The organism is Streptomyces sp. NPDC001027, from assembly GCF_040299045.1.
GTDB lineage: Bacteria > Actinomycetota > Actinomycetes > Streptomycetales > Streptomycetaceae > Streptomyces.
In genome coordinates this window covers 1-2,532 of record NZ_JBEPBI010000489.1, presented here as the reverse complement: position 1 = coordinate 2,532, position 2,532 = coordinate 1, and the positions used below count along the sequence as shown (strand labels likewise).

The following is a 2,532-nucleotide window of genomic DNA, read 5'->3' as shown; positions in this document are numbered from 1 at the left end:
CCGCAGACGCCGGGTGCGGCGCCGAACAGTCCCGCTACGAGATGTGCATCGACGGCGAGAGCCGCAAGGCCGCCGGCGGCGAATGGTCCCCACCGACAACCCCTACCTGGGCACACCATGGGCCGAAATCGCCAAGGACGCCGAGCAGGACGTCGACGACGCGGTGCGGGCCGCCCACCGCGCCTTGCACACCGGCCCCTGGGCCGAGCTGACCGCCAGTGCGCGGGGCGCTCTGCTGCGGCGGCTCGGCGACGCCATCGCCGCGAACGCCCGCCGGCTCGCCGAGACCGAGGTCCGCGACAACGGCAAGCTCTTCACCGAGATGCACGGCCAGGTCGGCTACGTACCCCAGTGGTTCCACTATTACGGCGGGCTGGCGGACAAGGTCGAGGGCACCGTCCCGCCGTTGGACAAGAAGGGCTACTTCGCCTACACGAAGAAGGAGCCCGTCGGGGTCGTCGCAGTCATCACTCCGTGGAACTCCCCACCGGGGCGCTCGCCGACCGCTGCGGTCCCGCCCGGTCATGTTCGCCTTCTCGATCTGCGGCATGCTCCTGACGGTCCCGATCACGACCGTCCTCGGCCACACGCGCAGCCCATGGCTCGCCTTCCTCCTGATGACCGCGGCGCTGACCTTCCTCAGCGGCCACTCGGCCCTGGCCGCCGTCATCAAGGCCGAGATGTTCCCCACCAAGGTCCGGGCCCTGGGCGTCGGCCTGCCGCACGCCCTGGTCACCGCCACCTTCAGCGGCCTGACCGAGCCGATCGCGCCGGCCCTGAAGAAGGGCGGCCACGAGACCGTCTTCTTCTGGTACGTCACCGCGTGCGTCGGCGTGACCTTCCTGGCCACGCTCGTCGTACGCGAGCCCTCCCGCACCTCCCTCCTGGAAGACTCGACGCCCGCCCCGCAGGCCACCGCCCCACCGACCTGACTCCGTCATAAGGAACAAGCCCATGCCCGCCTCTCTCGCCTCCCTCGTGGAGTCATGGCATCCCGAACCGGTCACCGGCGCGGACGCCCTGCCGCCCGCTCCGGCGGCCGCGCTGTCGGCACTGCTGGACCTCGCCGATCCCGCCGCCATGTCCGGGGATCCGCTGCCGCCGCTGTGGCAGTGGCTCTACTTCCTGCACTGGGCGCCCCAGCAGGCCCTCGGCCCGGACGGGCACCTGCGCGACGCCCGTTTCCTGCCCCCCATCCCCGACCGCAGGCGCATGTTCGCCGGCGGACGGTGCGAGATCACCGAGCCGCTGCGGCTCGGTGAGCCGACCGAGCGGATCGGCAGCCTGGCCGCCATCACGCCCAAGCAGGGCCGCAGCGGTGAGCTGCTGTTCGTCACCGAGCGCCAGGAGTTCCGCCAGAACGGACGGACCTGCCTTGTGGAGGAGCAGGACATCGTCTACCGGTCGGGCGACGGCGCCGCTCCGAGCCACCCGGGCGTACTCGACGCTTTGGCCGAACCGGAACCCGAGGGACCGTGGCAGCTGCGCCTGCACCCGACCGAGACCCTGCTCTTCCGGTTCAGCGCGCTCACCGCGAACGCCCACCGCATCCACTACGACAGCCCGTACTGCCGTGATGTGGAGGGTTACCCCGGCCTCGTCGTCCACGGCCCGCTGCTGGCCCTGCTCATGCTGGAACTGGTCCGCAGGAACGCCCCGGAGCGGCAGGTGCGGTCGCTGTCCTACCGGCTGCACCGCCCGGCGTTCCTCGGCGAGCGCCTCCTCGCCGACGGCGCACCCACGGACGACCACGCCCGGCTGCGCATCGCAAGCCTCCGCGAGGCGCGCCTCGCCACCGCCGAGGTGACCTTCGCATGACCCCGAGCCACCCGGCCACCGACCGCATCGCCGCCGCACGAACCCTGCTCTTCGTCCCCGGTCACCGACCCGACCGCTTCGACAAGGCCGCCGCCTCCGGGACCGACCTCGTCATCATCGACCTCGAAGACGCCGTCGCCGCCGACGACAAGGACCGCGCCCGCGACAACGCCGACAACTGGCTCGGCCTCGGCAACACAGCCGTCGTACGCGTCAATCCGCCCGGTACCCCGTGGTTCGAGGCGGACCTTGCACCAGCAGCCGACCACGGCTGCCCGATCATCATCCCCAAGGCCGAGGCCCCGTACGTCCTCGCGGAGATCGCAGCCCGCACAGCCGGACGCTGCCCGCTGATCCCGCTGGTCGAGACCGCCCTCGGCGTCGAACGGGCCCACGACGTGTGCGCCGTTGCCGGCGTCGTGCGCGCCGCCTTCGGCAACGTCGACCTGGCCGCCCGGCTCGGCGTCGCCCACGACGACCACCTCGCCCTCACCCACGCCCGCTCCCGGTTGGTCCTCGCCTCTGCCTCGGCAGGCGCCCACCCGCCCCTCGACGGCGTCACCACCGCCGTACGGGATCCCGACGCGCTCGACGCCGACGTCGCGCACGCCCGGCGCCTGGGATTCACCGGCAAGCTCTGCGTCCATCCGGCGCAGGTCCGGCCGGCCGCCGACGGGTTCGCTCCCACCGCCGGCGAACTGCGCTGGGCGCGCG

At 72.4% G+C, this 2,532-nt stretch carries 3 protein-coding genes and 1 pseudogene; all 4 read left to right on the top strand.

Annotated elements, in window-relative coordinates; genetic code table 11:
- Positions 1-82: 82 nt before the first annotated feature.
- Positions 83-427: pseudogene (locus tag ABT300_RS43130) on the top strand (aldehyde dehydrogenase family protein); the annotation flags it as partial.
- A 121-nt stretch (positions 428-548) separates the two neighbouring features.
- Positions 549-932, top strand: a complete 384-nt coding sequence (locus ABT300_RS43125; protein ID WP_351688380.1) for an MFS transporter — start codon at positions 549-551, stop codon at positions 930-932.
- A 22-nt stretch (positions 933-954) separates the two neighbouring features.
- On the top strand, positions 955-1,818 hold the full coding sequence (locus ABT300_RS43120; RefSeq protein ID WP_351688377.1) for an HTD2 family dehydratase: 864 nt from the start codon (positions 955-957) through the stop codon (positions 1,816-1,818).
- Positions 1,815-2,532: HpcH/HpaI aldolase/citrate lyase family protein (locus ABT300_RS43115; RefSeq protein WP_351688374.1), on the top strand; the 718-nt coding region annotated here is incomplete at its 3' end. The genes ABT300_RS43120 and ABT300_RS43115, both read left to right, overlap by 4 nt.

Coding starts and splice junctions, on each gene's coding strand:
- ABT300_RS43125 (WP_351688380.1), top strand. CDS start 549: ATGCTCCTGACGGTCCCGATCACGACCGTCCTCGGCCACACGCGCAGC.
- ABT300_RS43120 (WP_351688377.1), top strand. CDS start 955: ATGCCCGCCTCTCTCGCCTCCCTCGTGGAGTCATGGCATCCCGAACCG.